Origin of the sequence: Mesorhizobium sp. M0119 (assembly GCF_040322615.1) — a bacterium.
In the GTDB taxonomy this organism is placed as follows: domain Bacteria; phylum Pseudomonadota; class Alphaproteobacteria; order Rhizobiales; family Rhizobiaceae; genus Mesorhizobium.
In genome coordinates this window covers 78,780-94,898 of the sequence record NZ_JAMYTU010000018.1, presented here as the reverse complement: position 1 = coordinate 94,898, position 16,119 = coordinate 78,780, and the positions used below count along the sequence as shown (strand labels likewise).

The window sequence follows — 16,119 nt, the reverse complement described above, 5'->3', positions numbered from 1 at the left end:
GAACCAAGCTGGAGCACCCCTCATCCGACCGAGCTTCGCTCGGCCACCTTCTCCCACAAGGGGAGAAGGAAAGGCTAACCCCGGCCGTTCACCAGGTCTCCGACAATATCGTACTTGCCGGAGATACGCATCTTGTAGACCTCGTAATTCTCCATCACGCGCTGAACGTAACTTCTTGTTTCCGTATAGGGAATCCGCTCGATCCAGTCGACGACGGCGTCGACGTCCTTGCCGCGCGGATCGCCGTATTTCGCCACCCACTGGGCGGCGCGGGCGGGGCCGGCATTGTAGCCGGCGAAGGTCAGCACGTAGGAGCCGTCGAAACGGCCGAGCTGCTCGCCGAGAAAGGCGGCGCCCAGCGTTGCATTGTAGCCGGCATCGGTGGTCAGCCGGGCCTGAGAAAATGTCATGCCGGCCTTCTTCGCCAATTGCTTGGCGGTGCCTGGCATTAGTTGCAGCAGTCCGCGCGCGCCGGCGCTGGAGACGGCGCCGATGTTGAACTCGCTTTCCTGGCGGGCAATCGCATAGGCCAGCGCCTTGCCCGAGCCGGAGATGTTGGCGGTGTCGGGAATGACGCCGAGCGGATGCGACAGCGCGCCGACGTCGATGCCACGCGCACCGGCGATCTTGCCGACCTTCAGCGCCATGAAATGGTTGCCCTGTCTTTCCGCCAACACCGCAAGCAGCGCCAGTTCGCCAGGGCTGTTCAGCTGCCCGGCAAGGTCGCGATAGAGCGTTTCGGCGTAGCGGTCATAGCCAGCCTCCTGCAGCCGCTTGATGGCGCTGACCGCCTCGCGGGTGGCGAAATTCTGGCGATCGGCGGCACTTGGTTGGGGGTAGACGATGTTGAGGGTCTGCCGGCCGATGCGCTCGCCGGCGAGCTGGCCGTAAAAGGTCGTGCCGTAGCCGGCGGCACGGCTGAAATAATCCTTGGCATTGCCGGGGCCGCCGACTTCGGCGGCGCGGCCGAGCCAATAATAGGCGCGCGACAGCGACATCGGCCCTTGGGCGAGCTCCGCGATTCGCGCAAAATGCTTGGCGGCGGTGCTCGGGTCGTTGAGGCCGCGTAGCGCGTACCAGCCGGCATGGAACTCCGCCTCCGCGGCATTGGCGGGACTTTCGGCGGCGTGCGCAGCGACTATTCTGTAGGCGGTCTTCATGTCGCCCTGGTCGACCAACTCGCGCGACAGCACCCGGCGCTCGACCCACCAGGCATCCGGATCGACCAGCGCGTCACGGTCGCCCGGCGCTTTCATCACCAGCGCGGCGGCGTCGGAAAATTTCTGCTGCTTGCGCAGATATTCGGCTTCGGCAAAGAGATAGCCGGCCGCCCGCTGCGCTGCCGGCACCGCCTTCAGCAGCTTGGCCGCGTTCTTGTCGCCTTTGGTGACTGCCGCCCAGGCATCGGCCAATTGCTGGGCGCCCGCGAGACCGGCGACGCGCAGCGCCGATGCGACCCGGTCGGCATAGAACATGCGCTCCATGCGGAAGCGATGGTCGGCGGCCGGGATCAGCGCGCCGAACTCGCGGATGACCGTCGCCTCGTCCCTGGCTTCGAGCTTTTCGGTGCGCCAGAATGGCGACAGCACCGAGCGCGCCGCTTTGGTATCGCCCAGCGCTAGATAGGAACGGGCTAGGATCACCACGCCCTCAAAGGTCAGCGGCTGGCTGCCATCGAACGCCCGCACCACCACCTGTGGCGCGGGGTTCTCGCGGTAGAGCGCGCGCTCGCTGTTCTTGCGCAAGGCGATCGTGCCCGGCCAGTTCGGCAGCATCTTTGCGGCGTCGGCGATGTCGCCGCTCGGCACCTGGTCGCCGCCATAGAGCGCAATCGCCCAGGCAAGGATGTGCCGATCGAGCGATTTTGCCGGCAGCGCCTCGCGCACCTGGCGCGCGCGCTGAATGTCGTTTGCCGCCAGCGCATCGAGACCGCTCTTCAGCGCCGCGGCGCTGGCGGACGGCGACTGCTGCAGCGCATCGTTCTGCGGCTCGGTCATCGGAATCGCCGACGTGACCTGCACATCGACGCTGCTGCCGATCGCGGCGCCGGGAATCAGCGCGACGATCGCGCCGATAAGCGCGAAAAGATGAGGCCGCGTGATCGGCATGGATTTGGTCATCCCCGTTCTTCGACGCTACAACAGGCACAGATGAATTGAAGCCTATTCGTCTGTGATGAAGGGCCCGTAAAGAAAACCCCATCGAGGTCGTTCGAATTGCAATTGCCGGCGCAATGCTTGCCGCGCAACAATGTCGAGACTATGGTGCGCCGCTTCGCTTTCGGCTAGAAGGCGCGCACGACAAACACCTACAGCGCCGCGCGTCTTCTCAGACGCGCAAAGGACGCTGTAGCAATTTAAATTTGGCTCATGATCCTTTCCGAAAATCGACTGCGATTTTCGGGGTCATGCGCTAGTCCCAAGGAGTTGGACGACATGCTGAGAGGCTCGCTGACCGCGCTCGTTACACCGTTCGAAAAGAGCGGCCGTTTCGACGAGAAAGCCTTTCGCGCGTTTATCGCCTGGCAGATCGCCGAAGGCACGACGGGCATGGTCCCGGTCGGCACCACCGGCGAGTCGCCGACGCTGTCGCATGACGAGCACCGCCAGGTCGTCAAGGTCTGCATCGAGGTCGCCAAGGGCCGGGTTCCGGTCGTCGCCGGCGCCGGCTCCAACAACACCGAAGAGGCGGTCGGTCTGGTCCAGTACGCCGAAAAGGCGGGCGCCGACGCGGCCCTTGTCGTCACGCCCTATTACAACAAGCCGACGCAGCGCGGCCTCTATGCGCATTTCGCCGCCGTCGCCAAGGCGACCAGCCTGCCGATCATCATCTACAACATTCCGCCCCGCTCGGTGATCGACATGAGCCCGGAGACGATGGGCCAATTGGTGCACGACTTCAAGAACATCGTCGGCGTCAAGGATGCCACCGGGAAGGTCGAGCGGGTTTCGGAGCAGCGCGCCACCTGCGGCAAGGATTTCATCCAGCTCTCCGGCGAAGACGCCTCGGCGCTCGGCTTCAACGCGCATGGCGGCGTCGGCTGCATCTCGGTGACGGCAAATGTCGCGCCCAGGCTTTGCGCTGAATTCCAGGAGGCAACGCTTTCCGGCGACAGCGCCAAGGCGCTCGACCTGCAGGACCGTCTGTTGCCGCTGCACAAGGCGATTTTCATGGAGCCCGGCGTTTCCGGCGCGAAATATGCGCTGTCGAAGCTGGGCAAGGTCGAGAACGTGCTGCGCTCGCCGCTAGTGACGGTCGAGCCGTCGACTGCCGAGAAGATCGACGCGGCGATGAAGCACGCCGGCTTGATAAACTAGGGATGAGGCGCCACCTCTCCGCATCATGAATCAAGTCAGAAAAGCCGATCCCAACAACAAGACCGTTGCGGAAAACCGCAAGGCGCGGTTTTCCTATGAGGTGCTCGACACGATCGAGGCCGGCCTGGTGCTGACCGGCACCGAAGTGAAATCGCTGCGCCAGGGCCAGGCCAACATCCAGGACAGCTATGCCTCGGTCGAGGGTGGCGAGATCTGGCTGATCAACTCCTATTTGCCGGAGTATCTGCAGGCCAACCGCTTCAACCACGAGCCACGCCGCCGCCGCAAACTGCTGCTCAACAAGCGCGAGATGGCCAAGCTGGCGCAAAGCGTCGACCGCGAAGGCATGACGCTGGTGCCGCTGAAGATCTACTTCAACGACCAGGGCCGTGCCAAGCTGCTGCTCGCCGTTGGCCGCGGCAAGAAACTGCACGACAAGCGCGAGACCGAAAAGCAGCGCGACTGGTCGCGCGAGAAGGGCCGGCTGCTGAAGGAGCGAGGGTGAGGAGCAGTCCGCGAAGCGGACGAAAAGCCAATGATTTGGCTTTTCGAGCGACGAACGTCCGGAGCCATAGCGGCGGGCAGGGCGGACCAATAGCGATAGGTCTCTGTTGAAAAACCGGATTGTCTTGTGGGGCGCGGCCGGTCTGCTCACGGCGGGCCTCGTTCTGGCCGGCGGCTATACCTACTTCCAGACGTTTTCTCCGGACCGCGGCAAATATCCGGTCAGGGGCATCGACGTTTCCCATCATCAGCGGCAGATCGACTGGCGGCGTGTTGCCGCCGACGATGTCGCCTTCGCCGTGATCAAGGCAACGGAAGGCGGCGACCATGTCGACGATGCCTTCGCCGCCAATTTGCGTGCGGCCCGCGCCGCCGGCCTTGCCGTCGGTGCCTATCATTTCTTCACCTTCTGCAGGCCGGGTGGCGATCAGGCACGCAACTTCATCTCGGTGGTGCCGCGCGATCAGCCTTTGCTGCCGCCCGTGGTAGACATCGAGTTCGGCGGCAATTGCCCGCAGCGGCCAACCCCCGAACAGCTGAGCGCCGAACTCTCCGCCTTCCTCGGCCCGGTCGAAGCAGCGTTCGGTAAGACGGCGATCCTCTATGTGACCGACGAGGCGGCGCAAGCCTATGCCGGGCAGGTAGCCGGCCGGCCGCGCTGGCTGCGTTCGCTGGCGCTGCGGCCGGGCCATGACGACTGGATCTACTGGCAGTACCACAACAGGGGCCGCGTCGACGGCATCAGCGGCGACGTCGACCTGAACGTTCTCCAGGGCGGCCCGGCGACGCTGGCCGCCTTGTTTGCCGCAGCGCCTGAAGAGATGTCGTCGGATTGACGCTATTCTTGTCCACCAAAAACACGCTCAATGGCACGAAGACAGAACGACGAAGCCTTCGCAAATGTAGCTATTCATATCGCAGGCGGCACCGTGCTAAGGGCATTTGATGCCGGAGCGCCCTTTATCAACCAATGACAGCAACGCCCCGCCTGCCGCGACGGGCGGCGGCGACCCCCGCCTGGCATTTGTCTACGCGGAGGCGGTGCGTGGTCTCCAGCACCAGCAGGGCGTGGTTGAAAGTCTCAATACGCGCGCCGGCAATCTGATCTTCGCAACCGCGTTCGCGAGTTCTCTCCTTGGAGGCAGGGCGCTCCTGGATGGCGTGGGGCCTTGGGACTGGCTGGCGCTGACATTGCTTTTTCTTATCGGGCTGCTGGTCGCGATTATGGTGTGGCCGTATTATAACTATACGTTCCGTTTCGATCCAGGGACGCTGATCCAGGACTTCGTCGATCAGCACCCTCCCGCAACCATGGACGGGATGCACCGAGCGCTTGCGCTGCGCATCAAATCCGACATGGCCAGCAATTGGCGGATCATCCAACGCCTGCGCGTCGCGCTGCAGCTCGCACTGTTTCTGTGGTTGCTGGATCTCCTGGCCTGGTTGTTCGCGATTGCCCGAATCTAGGGCTTGCCGGCGGGCCTCGTCCGACTCTATGTCTTCAGAAAAGCTTCTATCTGACTGAAGATATTAACGAACATCGCTTCCGTCAGCACGCCGGTATTGGTGTTGTAGCGCGAGCAATGATAGCTGGAAAACAGCGTGATGCCATTGGGTTGCTGCTGCCCACCATGCCGGAACGGATAGGCGGCGACGCGCTGGCCGAGCGCCCGCACGGTCGACTGGTGCGCGATCGAGCCCAGCGCCAGCACGGCGCGCAGGTTTGAAAACCGGGCGATCGTCGGCACCAGGAACGTCCGGCAGGTCGCTATCTCGGCGCCAACCGGCTTGTTCTCCGGCGGCACGCAGCGCACCGCATTGGTAATCGCCGTACCGACAAGCTCCAGCCCGTCATCTGGTCGCGCTTTGAATTCGCCGCGCGCAAAGCCGTGCGCGATCAGCGTGTTGTAGAGCAGGTCGCCGGCAAAATCGCCGGTGAAGGGGCGCCCCGTCCGGTTCGCGCCGCGCAGGCCAGGCGCCAGCCCGACGATCAGCAAGCGTACCGCATCCTCGCCTTCCGGCGGCAAAAAAGTCGGCACCGGCGCGTTGAACCAGGACGGCTCGCGCCGCCGCCACTCGGCAATGAAGTCGTGCAGCCGCGGACAGAGCGGGCAATCGCGATCGGGTTCGGGGGAGACGACCAGGGGCGCGGTCAAGGCAACGACCGTCAATAGTCTTCCTCGTCGACTTCGGCCGGCTCGGGCCGGCGCACCGGCCGCTCCGACGGATCGCGGCCGACTTCATTCTTGAGCGTCATCAAGTCGATGAAATGGTCGGCCTGGCGGCGCAGATCGTCGGAGATCATCGGCGGCTGCGAAGCCATGGTCGAGACGATCGACACCTTGCGCCCGCGCCGCTGCAGCGCCTCGACCAGCGTACGGAAATCGCCGTCGCCTGAGAAGATGACATAATGGTCGACGACGTCGGCAAGCTCCAGCGCATCGACGGTCAGCTCGATATCCATATTGCCCTTGATCTTGCGCCGGCCGGTCGAGTCGGTGAATTCCTTGGCCGGCTTGGTCACCACCTTGAAGCCGTTATAATCGAGCCAGTCGATCAGCGGCCGTATCGAGGAGTATTCCTGATCCTCGACCAGCGCGGTGTAGTAATAGGCGCGCAGCAGATAGCCGCGTTTCTGGAAGCTCGACAAAAGTTTGCGGTAGTCGATGTCAAAGCCCAGCGCGCGCGAGGTGGCGTAGAGATTTGCGCCGTCGATAAAGAGAGCGATTTTTTCACGAGGATCGAACATGGAAAAATGTCCTTTTTCGAAATAAGCGGTCGTCTAAATGCGTGGCGACTATCGGCCGGTCTGATAATAGACCTGTTGGCCTTCATCGTTCGAGATAACGCCAGTTTTACGGCACTCCAAGGCACCATGCGGCACCGCAAGCAATTGTGATCGGCGCTGCGTCGTCGCAGGCGGCCCGCGTCAGAGCTGCGCACCGCCATAAAAGCTTGTATTTTGGCGGCGTTCGGGTTATGGACCGCGCCTGTTTTCCATCAAATCCAGGCATGAAAGGGGCAACTCATGGCCCGCGTAACCGTTGAAGATTGCATCGACAAGGTCGACAACCGCTTCGAGCTGGTGCTCCTGGCCGGCCACCGCGCCCGTCAAATCAGCCAGGGCGCGCAGATCACCGTACCGCGCGACAACGACAAGAATCCGGTCGTTGCGCTCCGCGAAATCGCCGACGAGACGCTGTCGCCGGACGACCTCAAGGAAGATCTCATCCATTCGCTGCAGAAGCATGTCGAGGTCGACGAGCCGGAAGCCGACGGCGAGGCGATTGCCGACCAGACCGGCAGTGCCGTTGCGGCCACCGATGCCGACGACGCCGAGGACAACGTCACCTTCGATCGCATGACCGAAGAAGACCTGTTGGCCGGCATCGAAGGTCTGGTACCGCCAGAAAAAAGCGACGATTATTGATCTTAGCAATAACTGCCGACACTTTCGCGTCGGCAGTTTCGTGGCTATCTATGACATGCGCCGTACGCCAGTGCGGCGCATGATTCATTTCAGCATTGCGAGATCCCGCCATGATGCGTCAGTATGAGCTTGTCGAGCGCGTCCAGCGCTACAAGCCTGACGTCAACGAGGCGCTGCTCAACAAGGCCTATGTCTACGCCATGCAGAAGCATGGCCACCAGAAGCGCGCTTCCGGCGATCCCTATTTCTCGCATCCGCTCGAAGTCGCCGCCATCCTCACCGAAATGCACATGGACGAGGCGACGATCGCCGTTGCCTTGCTGCACGACACGATCGAGGACACCACGGCGACCAGAGCCGAGATCGACGAATTGTTCGGCCCGGAAATGGGCAAGCTGGTCGAAGGCCTGACCAAGCTGAAGAAGCTCGACCTCGTCTCGAAGAAGGCCGAGCAGGCGGAGAACCTGCGCAAGCTGTTGCTGGCGATCTCGGAAGACGTGCGCGTGCTTCTGGTCAAGCTCGCCGACCGCCTGCACAATATGCGCACCCTCGACCATGTGCCGGAAGCCAAGCGCCTGCGCATTGCCGAAGAGACGATGGACATCTACGCGCCGCTGGCCGGCCGCATGGGCATGCAAGGCATGCGCGAGGAGCTGGAGGAGATCGCCTTCCGCTTCATCAATCCCGAAGCCTACCGCGCCGTTACCGCACGGCTCGCCGAAATTTTCGAGCGCAACAAGGGCGTGCTGTCCGAGATCGAGAAGGCGCTGTCCACGCTGTTCGACAAATATTCGATCAAGGCCGAGGTCAAGAGCCGGCAGAAGAAGCCGTGGTCGGTATTCCGTAAGATGGAAGCCAAGGCGCTGTCGTTCGAGCAGCTGTCCGACATTTTCGGCTTCCGCGTCGTTGTCGAGACGGTCGAGGACTGCTATCGCGCGCTCGGCGCCATTCACACCACCTGGTCGATGGTGCCCGGCCGCTTCAAAGACTACATTTCGACGCCGAAGCAGAACGACTACCGCTCGATCCACACCACTATCGTCGGCCCGTCGCGCCAGCGCGTCGAATTGCAGATCCGTACCTACCAGATGAACAAGATCGCCGAATACGGCGTCGCCGCTCATTCCATCTATAAGGATACCGGCGGCAAGATGAATGGTGCCGCCCATGCGATCTCGAAGGAAACCAATGCCTATGCGTGGCTGCGGCGCACCATCGAGCAGCTTGCCGAAGGCGACAATCCCGAGGACTTCCTCGAAAACACCAAGCTGGAACTGTTCCAGGACCAGGTATTCTGCTTCACGCCGAAGGGCATGCTGATCGCGCTGCCGCGCGGCGCCACGCCGATCGACTTTGCCTATGCCGTCCACACCGATGTCGGCGACACTTGCGTCGGCGCCAAGGTCAATGGCCGCATCATGCCGCTGATGACGGAGCTGAAGAACGGTGACGAGGTCGAGATCATCCGCTCGAAGGCGCAGGTGCCGCCGGCGGCGTGGGAATCGGTGGTCGTTACCGGCAAGGCGCGCTCGGCCATCCGCCGCGCCACCAAGAACGCTATCCGCAAGCAATATTCGGGTCTCGGTATCCGAATTCTGGAGCGCGCCTTCGAACGGTCCGGCAAGACCTTTACCAAGGAAAATCTGAAGCCGGTGCTGCACCGGCTGGCGCGCAAGGATATCGAGGATGTGCTGGCCTCGGTCGGCCGTGGCGAACTTGCCTCCACCGATGTCATGAAGGCGGTATTTCCTGACTACAAGGACGAGCGCGTCACGCTGGTCGCGCCCAAGCAGCGCGAGGAGGGCTGGTCGAAGATCCGCAACGCCGCCGGCATGCTGTTCCAGATTCCGGGCCGCGCCGCACGCAAGGACAAGAATCAGCAGCGTGACGATGCGGTGCCGATCCGCGGCGTGCGCGGCGATCTGCCGGTGCGCTTCGCACCGGAGGGGGCGGTGCCTGGCGACCGCATCGTCGGCATCGTGCAGCCAGGAACCGGTATCACCATCTATCCGATCCAGTCGCCGGCGCTGCAGGCCTTCGACGACCAGCCAGAGCGCTGGATCGATGTGCGCTGGGATATTGACGAGCGCACCAAGGAGCGGTTTCCGGCGCGCGTCTCGGTCACCGCCATCAACGCACCGGGTTCGTTGGCCGACATTGCGCAGGTCGTCGCATCCAACGATGCCAACATCCACACTCTGTCGATGGTGCGCACCGCGCCCGATTTCACCGAAATGCTGATCGATCTCGAAGTGTGGGATCTGAAGCACTTGAACCGGCTGCTGTCGCAGCTAAAGGACAATTCGAGCGTCAGCGACGCGCGACGCGTGAATGGGTGAATCGCGACGCGTGAATGGGTGAATAGTGAATAGTGAATAGTGAATAGTGAATAGTGAATAGTGAATAGTGAATAGTGAAAGAGGGTGCTCTCACTACTCACTACTCACTACTCACTACCATTCACCATTCGCCATGGACATGGAGCGAACAATGAACACCGACGAAGTGCTGGACATTTTCCGCGAGGCCGGCGCCGTTCTCGAAGGGCATTTCATCCTGACGTCCGGCCTGCGCAGCCCGGTCTTCCTGCAGAAGGCGCGCGTTTTCATGCATGCCGACAAGACCGAGCGCTTGTGCAAGGCGCTGGCCGAAAAGATCCGCGCTGGCGTGCCCGGCAGGATCGACTACGTCGTCGGCCCCGCGATCGGCGGGCTGATCCCGGCCTATGAGACCTCGCGGCATCTTGGTGTGCCGGCGATCTGGGTCGAGCGGGAAGGGGGCGAATTCAGGCTGCGCCGTTTCGAGATCGCCAAAGGATCGCGCGTTGTCATTGTCGAGGACATCGTCACCACCGGCCTGTCGATCCGCGAGACTATCGACTGCCTGCGCGGACTTGGCGCTGAAGTCGTCGCCGCTGCGTGCATCATCGACCGCTCGGCCGGCAAGACCGATGTCGGCGTGCCGCTGATCGCGCTTGCGGAATATGAAGTTCCGGCCTATCCGGCCGACAGGCTGCCGCCCGAGCTCGCCGCCATACCGGCGATCAAGCCCGGCAGCCGCAACATCTAATGCATGTCGCCCAAAAGTGTGCGGCGGTTTTGGGACAACGACATGCATAAAAACAAGTCAAGAGGCGCTGCCGTGATTGCCGGCATCGATCATTTCGTGCTGACAGTTCGTTCGGTGGACGATACCTGCGCCTTCTATCAGCGCGTGCTTGGCTTCGAGCGCCTCGACGAGCCGGACCGACCAACGGCGCTGCTGTTTGGAACGCAAAAGATCAATGTGCATCAGGTCGGGCGTACCTTCGAACCGAAGGCCAAGGCGGCGACGCCTGGCGCCGGAGATTTCTGCTTGATTGCCGCCCGTCCGCTCGCCGAGATATGTGCCAGCCTCGCCGCCAATGGCGTGGTGATAGAGGTCGGCCCGGTCGAGCGTGTCGGCGCTCGTGGCGCGATGATGTCGGTCTATTTCCGTGACCCGGATGGCAACCTCGTCGAGGTCAGCGAATATCGACCCTAAGCGGCGCTCCTTAAATTCGCCGCGATCATACCCTGTTCAGAACGGCGACACCCAGGGCTGGCGCGACCGGCCACCGAGCGGATGCCCTCGGCCTCGTTGTTCTTCGGCCAGCGCATCGCTATATCAAAGTCGTAGTTGCTTTTCGGCGACCGCAGAGCGCAGCATAGGGCTGTCGCGCCCCGGCTGGGAAAAGCCGGCGCGAAGCCATTAATGGAACTAGGAACAGGAACAGAGTGCTTTTTCGACGGCGCAAGCCTGATGGTTTTTTCGAGCGGGTGCGTACTTATTTGTGGCCGCGCCGCTCGTTCTCGCGCTCGCTGCGGTATTTCTCCAAGCGCATCCTGCGGCTTAGGGCCACGCCGCACGCCGTGGCCGCCGGTGTTGCGGCGGGCGTATTCGCGTCGTTTTTCCCGCTTGGCTTCCACTTCATCATTGCCGCCATCCTGTGCTGGCTGATCGCCGGCAATCTGGTCGCGGCAGCACTTGGCACGGTGTTCGGCAACCCCCTGACCTTTCCGCTGCTATGGGCCGCCTCCTGGGAGGTCGGCAAGCTGATCCTGCATGAACACCTGCCGGCGCATGGCCCGCCCGCCCATCTTGGCGACATGCTGCATAATCTTTCCTTTGCGCAGTTGTGGGGACCGGTGCTGAAGCCGATGACAATCGGCGCAATACCGCTCGGCCTGGTTTTCGGCCTGCTGTTTTACGGCATCACCCGCTGGGGCATGGTCACTTTCCACGAGCAGCGCCGCAAGCGTCTGGCCGAAAGAGCCGCAAAGGCTGGAAAAACCGGGCCGGAAGTTCCCGCCGAATGATTATCGGGATCGGCAGCGACCTCATCGACATCAGACGCATCGAGAAGTCGCTGGAACGTCATGGCCAGCGCTTCATCCAACGCATCTACACCGAGATCGAACAGGCGCGCTCCGAAAACCGCGCGGCGCGTGCGGCCTCCTACGCCAAGCGTTTCGCTGCCAAGGAAGCCTGCGCCAAGGCATTGGGCACCGGTATGGCGCAGGGTGTGTTCTGGCGTGACATGGGGGTCGTCAACCTGGCCAGCGGCAAGCCGACCATGGCGCTGACAAACGGGGCGGCAGCGCGGCTGGACGAAATCCTGCCTGAAGGGCACCGCGCCGTGATCCATCTCACCATCACCGATGATTTTCCGCTCGCTCAAGCCTTTGTGATCATTGAAGCGTTGCCGGTCGAAGAAGCGCCACATTGATTGCATCTGACCACCGGCATGACGTTGCCCAGCGCGCGCCGAGACTCTATACCATCCAACGCACAATCGAGGACGACATGAGCGTGGCTGAAAAAACCCAGAAGAAATCCGGCGGACTTGGCGAAACCGTCAGCGTCATCGTCCAGGCCCTGCTGCTTGCGCTGGTGATCCGCACGCTCCTGTTCCAGCCGTTCTCGATCCCGTCCGGGTCGATGCGGCCGACTTTGCTCGAAGGCGACTATCTCTTCGTCACCAAGTGGTCCTACGGCTTCTCCCGCTATTCACTGCCGTTCGGGCCGAACATCTTTTCGGGCCGCATCTGGGGCTCAGAGCCGAAGCGCGGCGACGTGGTGGTGTTCAAGTTTCCGCCGGATCCTTCCGTCGATTATATCAAGCGCGTCGTCGGCCTGCCGGGCGACAAGATCCAGGTCAAGGATGGCCAGCTCTTCATCAACGACGTGAGCGTGCCGCGCGTCAAGGTCGGGCAGATCGACAACCGCGACATCACCGAGGAGAACGGGCCGGTCGATGTCTATCGCGAGACGCTGCCGAACGGCGTCACCTACGACACGCTCGACCTGACGCAGGCCTCGATCGGCGACAATACCAAAGAGTTCAAGGTGCCGCCCGGTCACTATTTCATGATGGGCGACAATCGCGACAACTCGTCGGACAGCCGCTTCACGGTCGGCTTCGTGCCGGAGGAGAACTTGGTCGGCCGCGCCAATCTCATCTTCTTCTCGATCGGCGGCAGCGCCAGCCCGCTCGAAATCTGGAAATGGCCGTCGCAGATGCGCGCCTCGCGCCTGTTCCATTTCGTCAATTAGGGCCATGGCGGCGACGAAACGGCTGACCGCCGATGCGCTCGCCGATGCGCTCAAGGAGCGCACCGGCCACAGTTTTGGCGACCACCAGCGCCTGCAGCGGGCGCTGACCCATGCCAGCGCTCGCGGCAGTCATGCCGGCATCGACTACGAACGTTTCGAATTCCTGGGCGACCGCGTTCTCGGCCTTGTCGTTGCCGATATGCTACTGGCAGCATTTCCCGACGCCGCCGAGGGTGAGCTATCGCTGAGATTGAACGCGCTGGTCAACGCCGAGGCCCTGGCGGAGATCGCCGAGGAGATCGGCCTGCCGGAACTCGTTCGCGCCGGTTCGGACGTACGCGGCCTCGATGGGCGCAAGCGCGTCAATCTGCGCGCCGATGCATTGGAATCGCTGATCGCCGTGCTCTATCTCGACGGCGGGTTGGAAGCGGCCCGTGCGTTCATCCACAGATACTGGCAGCCGCGCTCGCAAGCCATTGACGCCGCCCGTCGCGATGCGAAAACCGAACTTCAGGAATGGGCGCATCAGGCGGCAGGCGCAGTGCCGGTTTACATAATCGACAGCCGGGAGGGACCGGACCACGATCCGCTGTTCACCGTCAGCGTCAAGGTCGGCGCCTATCCGCCGGCGACCGGCAGCGGGCGCTCCAAGCGCGAGGCGGAGCAAGCTGCAGCCGCGGCACTTCTGCAGCGGGAAGGCGTCTGGCTCAATCAAGGGAGTGCCGCATGAACGCCACCGAAGCTCCGGCAACAGAAGCGCCCGCTACCCGCTCCGGCTTCGTCGCGCTGATCGGCGCGCCCAATGCGGGGAAATCGACGCTGGTCAACCAATTGGTCGGCGCCAAGGTGTCGATCGTGACGCACAAGGTGCAGACCACGCGCGCTATCGTGCGCGGCATTGCCACCCACAACAACGCGCAGATCGTCTTCGTCGACACGCCGGGCATATTCAAGCCGAAGCGCCGGCTGGACACCGCGATGGTGACCACAGCCTGGGGCGGTGCCAAGGACGCCGATATCGTGCTGCTCTTGATCGATGCCGAGCGCGGCATCCGGGGCGATGCCGACGCCATCCTCGAGCGGCTGAAGGATGTCCGGCAGCCGATGGTGTTGATCCTCAACAAGGTCGATCGGGTCAAGCACGAGACGTTGCTCGCATTGTCGGCGGCAGCCAATGAAAGGGTGCCGTTCAAGCGCACCTTCATGGTTTCGGCGCTGACCGGGTCCGGCTGCAGGGACCTGCTCGACTATCTCGCCGAGACCTTGCCGGCCGGCCCCTGGTACTATCCGGAAGACCAGATCTCCGACCTGCCGATGCGCCAACTCGCGGCCGAGATCACCCGCGAAAAGCTCTATCTCAGGCTGCATCAGGAACTGCCCTATTCCTCCCACATCGAGACCGAGAAATGGGAAGAGAAGAAGGACGGCTCGGTGCGCATCGACCAGACCATCTATGTCGAGCGCGACAGCCAGAAGAAGATCGTGCTCGGCCATAAGGGCGAGACGATCCGCGCCATCGGCCAGGCCGCGCGCATGGAAATCGCAGGCATACTCGAGCAGAAGGTGCACCTCTTCCTGTTCGTCAAGGTGCGCGAGAACTGGGGCGACGATCCCGAGCGCTACCGTGAAATGGGGCTCGAATTTCCGCATTGAGAGCCTGTTTGGGCGATCCGCCGAGCGGCCTGTTGGCCGCCTCAGGATTACCCAAGTGCCAGCGACACGCCGTCGGCAAGATGTTCTGCGTCAGAGGCGTTTTCGAACGGGATGCCCGTTCTTGCATAGTCGAGCGGCGAGAAATCGGAGCCGTCGGCGTTGATCAGCGCAGCCTGGCGCCTTGCCGCCTGCATGTCGCCGAACTGAGCGTAACAGGCGGCAAGCCGGGTGCGGATCCACGGCGTCGGTCGCGTCGCCAGCTCCAGCGCCTCGGCGGCAGTGCGGTATTCGCCCAGCATGTATAGCGCAAGCGCGCGATCGTACTGATACCAGTGAGGATGCAGCGGGTTGATGCGGATGGCGCGCGCCAGCCAGGCGAGCGCGTCGAGCGGCCGGCCGCGCATCGTCAACAGATGCCCCATTTGCTCGATACAGTCCGCGTCGCCCGGATTGAGCTCGAGCGCGATGCGTAAATGATGCTCGGCCGCCTCGTGGTCGCGCATATTGAGCCGCACCAGCGACTGGATGCGGTGTGCCGTTGCCTGGTCCGGCGACAATGCGATGCCCCGGTCGGCCAGGTCGCGGGCCTTCGTCAGAACGGCGTCGCTGATGGGTCCGAATTCGCTGTTAAGCACATGCGACAGCGCCAGATAGGTGTAAGCAAGGCCATAGGCCGGGTCCCTGACGATCGCCGCCTCGAAAAACGCTGCCGCTTCTTTCAGTTCGCTTTGCGCTGGATCGCGCAGCAAGGCGACGCCGCGCAGCACCAGTTCGTGGGCGGCGAGGCTAGCTACCGGCTGCCGCGAGGCACGTTGCAGGCCGGCATTGTTCAACCGAACCACCAGCCGGCCGACGATCTTTTCGACGATCTCCTGCTGGATGGCGGACAGGCCGGCGTAGTCGGCCTGGTAGCGATCCCCCCAGAGCTGGGAAGCGCTGGCTGCGTCAACGAGATTGACCGCACAGACGATGCTGTCTGCCTGCCGCCGCACCGAGCCCTCGACGAGATAGTCGGCGCCGATGCGCGAGCGTACGACAGGCCATTCACTGGGCGAATATGAGGCAAACGAGAAGCTCGAATTGCGCGCCAGAACTGTCAGCGTGCCGAAGCGGGCGAGGCCGTTGATAATGTCTTCGGCAATACCGTCGACGATTGCTTCGTCGGCCGAATCGGCGCCGTCATTGCGAAACCTGAGCACCGCCACGATCGGCTGCGCGCCGGGGTCGGGCACCGGCTCGATTTCAGGGATCAGCATGTAGCCGCGCTTCGATACGGTCCGTATCGTTTCCTCGCCGAGCACCTTGCGGATCTCGCGAATCGACTGCGTCAGCGAATCCTCGGTGACGAAAACACCCGGCCAGACCGCATCCATCAATTCCGACTTCGGCACCACACGGCCGATGTGGCGGGCGAGATGCGTCAGCAATGCGTAGGCTTTCGGCCGCAGGAAGGCCGGCTGTTCGACCCGGCCGAGCGTGCCTTTGCCCAGATCGAGCGTGAAACCGCCGAACTGAAAAACCTGATCAGTGGCCGAAACCGCCATCGAAACGGCCCGCTCCCTGAAGCCGTGCCTGTATTGGCCTACGGCTGGAGGGCTGGGTCAAGGTCTACCGCCGCCGAAAAGCGGCGCTTTGGATTTG

Annotated in this window: 17 protein-coding genes; 13 read left to right on the top strand and 4 right to left on the bottom strand. The window is 62.8% G+C overall.

The genetic code is table 11. From position 1 onward, the window contains the following. Nucleotides 1-74: 74 nt before the first annotated feature. Nucleotides 75-2,108 carry a lytic transglycosylase domain-containing protein gene (locus NKJ40_RS18315; protein ID WP_352467246.1) on the bottom strand — a complete coding sequence of 678 codons (2,034 nt, stop codon included), beginning with the start codon at nucleotides 2,106-2,108 and terminating at the stop codon, nucleotides 75-77. Between the two features lie 327 nt (nucleotides 2,109-2,435). Between NKJ40_RS18315 and dapA the strand changes: the two genes are divergently transcribed. The 4 genes from dapA to NKJ40_RS18295 all read left to right on the top strand — a co-directional run bounded on the left by dapA (nucleotide 2,436) and on the right by NKJ40_RS18295 (nucleotide 5,288). Continuing rightward, nucleotides 2,436-3,317 (top strand): 4-hydroxy-tetrahydrodipicolinate synthase, encoded by an 882-nt coding sequence (gene dapA, locus NKJ40_RS18310; protein ID WP_352467221.1) that lies wholly within the window; start codon nucleotides 2,436-2,438, stop codon nucleotides 3,315-3,317. Between the two features lie 25 nt (nucleotides 3,318-3,342). Next, nucleotides 3,343-3,822 (top strand): SsrA-binding protein SmpB, encoded by a 480-nt coding sequence (gene smpB / locus NKJ40_RS18305; protein ID WP_023768487.1) that lies wholly within the window; start codon nucleotides 3,343-3,345, stop codon nucleotides 3,820-3,822. 106 nt (nucleotides 3,823-3,928) lie between these two features. Continuing rightward, nucleotides 3,929-4,657 (top strand): GH25 family lysozyme, encoded by a 729-nt coding sequence (locus tag NKJ40_RS18300; RefSeq protein ID WP_352467220.1) that lies wholly within the window; start codon nucleotides 3,929-3,931, stop codon nucleotides 4,655-4,657. Nucleotides 4,658-4,766: 109 nt separating this feature from the next. Further along, nucleotides 4,767-5,288, top strand: a complete 522-nt coding sequence (locus NKJ40_RS18295) for a hypothetical protein (RefSeq protein WP_352467219.1) — start codon at nucleotides 4,767-4,769, stop codon at nucleotides 5,286-5,288. A gap of 26 nt (nucleotides 5,289-5,314) precedes the next feature. Here the strand turns inward: NKJ40_RS18295 and NKJ40_RS18290 are convergent, their stop codons facing one another. Both NKJ40_RS18290 and NKJ40_RS18285 read right to left on the bottom strand, forming a co-directional pair. Beyond that, entirely contained in the window at nucleotides 5,315-5,992 is a 678-nt protein-coding gene (locus NKJ40_RS18290; protein ID WP_352467218.1) for a uracil-DNA glycosylase, read from the bottom strand. After that, the gene (locus NKJ40_RS18285; RefSeq protein WP_292657898.1) at nucleotides 5,989-6,570 is read right to left on the bottom strand and encodes a LabA-like NYN domain-containing protein; all 582 of its coding nucleotides are present in this window, start codon (nucleotides 6,568-6,570) and stop codon (nucleotides 5,989-5,991) included. The genes NKJ40_RS18290 and NKJ40_RS18285 overlap by 4 nt, the downstream gene beginning before the upstream one ends. Before the next feature lie 279 nt (nucleotides 6,571-6,849). Here NKJ40_RS18285 and rpoZ point away from each other — a divergent pair, with 279 nt between their 5' ends. The 9 genes from rpoZ (at nucleotide 6,850) to era (ending at nucleotide 14,478) form a co-directional block, all read left to right on the top strand. Next, nucleotides 6,850-7,251, top strand: coding sequence for a DNA-directed RNA polymerase subunit omega (rpoZ, locus tag NKJ40_RS18280; protein ID WP_023719890.1), 402 nt, complete (start codon nucleotides 6,850-6,852; stop codon nucleotides 7,249-7,251). A 110-nt stretch (nucleotides 7,252-7,361) separates the two neighbouring features. Next, nucleotides 7,362-9,590: a RelA/SpoT family protein gene (locus NKJ40_RS18275; RefSeq protein WP_352467217.1), complete on the top strand. Its 2,229-nt coding sequence runs from the start codon at nucleotides 7,362-7,364 to the stop codon at nucleotides 9,588-9,590. Nucleotides 9,591-9,741: 151 nt separating this feature from the next. Continuing rightward, on the top strand, nucleotides 9,742-10,320 hold the full coding sequence (gene pyrE, locus NKJ40_RS18270; RefSeq protein WP_352467216.1) for an orotate phosphoribosyltransferase: 579 nt from the start codon (nucleotides 9,742-9,744) through the stop codon (nucleotides 10,318-10,320). Between the two features lie 42 nt (nucleotides 10,321-10,362). Continuing rightward, complete coding sequence (locus tag NKJ40_RS18265) at nucleotides 10,363-10,773, top strand: VOC family protein (protein WP_352467215.1); 411 nt, start codon at nucleotides 10,363-10,365, stop codon at nucleotides 10,771-10,773. 233 nt (nucleotides 10,774-11,006) lie between these two features. Beyond that, nucleotides 11,007-11,588, top strand: coding sequence for a DUF2062 domain-containing protein (locus tag NKJ40_RS18260; protein WP_023677769.1), 582 nt, complete (start codon nucleotides 11,007-11,009; stop codon nucleotides 11,586-11,588). After that, nucleotides 11,585-11,998 carry a holo-ACP synthase gene (gene acpS / locus NKJ40_RS18255; protein WP_352467214.1) on the top strand — a complete coding sequence of 138 codons (414 nt, stop codon included), beginning with the start codon at nucleotides 11,585-11,587 and terminating at the stop codon, nucleotides 11,996-11,998. The genes NKJ40_RS18260 and acpS overlap by 4 nt, the downstream gene beginning before the upstream one ends. A 77-nt stretch (nucleotides 11,999-12,075) precedes the next feature. Next, nucleotides 12,076-12,825 (top strand): signal peptidase I, encoded by a 750-nt coding sequence (gene lepB, locus NKJ40_RS18250; RefSeq protein WP_352467213.1) that lies wholly within the window; start codon nucleotides 12,076-12,078, stop codon nucleotides 12,823-12,825. 4 nt (nucleotides 12,826-12,829) lie between these two features. Next, nucleotides 12,830-13,555 (top strand): ribonuclease III, encoded by a 726-nt coding sequence (gene rnc / locus NKJ40_RS18245; RefSeq protein ID WP_352467212.1) that lies wholly within the window; start codon nucleotides 12,830-12,832, stop codon nucleotides 13,553-13,555. After that, entirely contained in the window at nucleotides 13,552-14,478 is a 927-nt protein-coding gene (gene era, locus NKJ40_RS18240; protein WP_352467211.1) for a GTPase Era, read from the top strand. Before rnc ends, era begins: the two co-directional genes overlap by 4 nt. A 47-nt stretch (nucleotides 14,479-14,525) precedes the next feature. Here the strand turns inward: era and NKJ40_RS18235 are convergent, their stop codons facing one another. Next, entirely contained in the window at nucleotides 14,526-16,022 is a 1,497-nt protein-coding gene (locus tag NKJ40_RS18235; protein ID WP_352467210.1) for a winged helix-turn-helix domain-containing tetratricopeptide repeat protein, read from the bottom strand. Nucleotides 16,023-16,119: the final 97 nt, after the last annotated feature.